This window comes from Ideonella azotifigens, assembly GCF_006519715.1.
Lineage (GTDB): Bacteria > Pseudomonadota > Gammaproteobacteria > Burkholderiales > Burkholderiaceae_C > Ideonella > Ideonella azotifigens.
Map to the genome: position 1 here is coordinate 1 of NZ_VIDT01001110.1, position 1,221 is coordinate 1,221.

At 71.3% G+C, this 1,221-nt stretch carries 2 protein-coding genes; both read left to right on the top strand.

The genetic code is table 11. The features are described from left to right. Positions 1 to 592: 2-deoxy-5-keto-D-gluconate 6-phosphate aldolase domain-containing protein (locus FKP22_RS30940; RefSeq protein ID WP_141292004.1), on the top strand; the 592-nt coding region annotated here is incomplete at its 5' end. After that, on the top strand, positions 589 to 1,221 hold a 633-nt coding region (locus FKP22_RS30945; RefSeq protein WP_259372479.1), incomplete at its 3' end, for a thiamine pyrophosphate-binding protein. The genes FKP22_RS30940 and FKP22_RS30945, both read left to right, overlap by 4 nt.

The following is a 1,221-nucleotide window of genomic DNA, read 5'->3' on the forward strand; positions in this document are numbered from 1 at the left end:
CATCGGCTCCGAGCTGGCAAGCTGGCCACGCGAGCAGGTGGTCAAGTGCCTGGTGCATTACCACCCGGATGACGCGGTGGACCTGCGGCTGGAGCAGGAGGCCCGGGTGCGCGAGCTCTGGCAGGCCACCCGCGCCAGCGGCCACGAGCTGCTGCTGGAACTGATCCCGCCGCGCGCGCTGACGCCAGAGGGCTCTGCCGACCAGGCGGTGCTTCGCTCGGTGCAGCGCTTCTACAACCTGGGCTTCCAGCCCGAATGGTGGAAGCTGGCACCCATGCAGCAGGCTGGCTGGCAGCAGCTGGCCGCGCTGGTCGAGGCGCGCGACCCGCAGTGCCGCGGCGTGGTGATCCTGGGGCTGAACCAGCCGATTGCCAGCCTGGTGGCCGGTTTTGCGCAGGCCACGCACCCCATCGTCAAAGGCTTCATGGTCGGCCGCACGCTGTGGGCCGGCCCCAGCCAGCGTTGGCTGGCCGGGCAGATCGGGGACGCCGAGCTGGTCCACCAGGCGGCCGACAACTTCGCCCAGCTGGTGGACGCCTGGCGCGCCAGCCGCCCCGGCGCGCGGGTCCACGATGTTCAGGAGGCCGCATGATGGGGAACAACACGATCAGGCTCACCATGGCCCAGGCGCTGGTGCGCCACCTGGCCGCCCTGCGCATCGAGGCGCCAGACGGTTCGCTGCAGCCCTTCTGCGGCGGCGTGTGGTCCATCTTCGGCCACGGCAATGTGGCCGGGCTGGGCGAAGCCTTGTGGCAGCAGCGCGCCGAGCTGCCCACGCTGCGGGCCCACAACGAGCAGGCCATGGCGCACGCCGCGATCGCCTATGCCAAGGCGAATTTCCGCCGCCGCATCATGGCCGTCACCAGCTCCATCGGCCCCGGTGCCACCAACCTCGTCACTGCCGCCGCGCTGGCCCATGTGAACCGGCTGCCGGTGCTGCTGCTGCCCGGCGACACCTTTGCCTCGCGCGCGCCGGACCCGGTGCTGCAGCAACTGGAAGACCCGCAGGCCGGCGACCTCTCCGTCAACGACTGCTTCCGGCCCGTCACCCGCTACTTCGACCGCATCGTGCGGCCCGCCCAGCTGCTCAGTGCGTTGCCCCGCGCGGTGCAGGTGATGACGGACCCGGCCCTGTGCGGTCCCGTCTGCCTGGCGCTGCCGCAGGACGTGCAGACCGAAGCCTTCGACTGTCCGGAAGACTTCCTGCACCCCGCGCCGCTG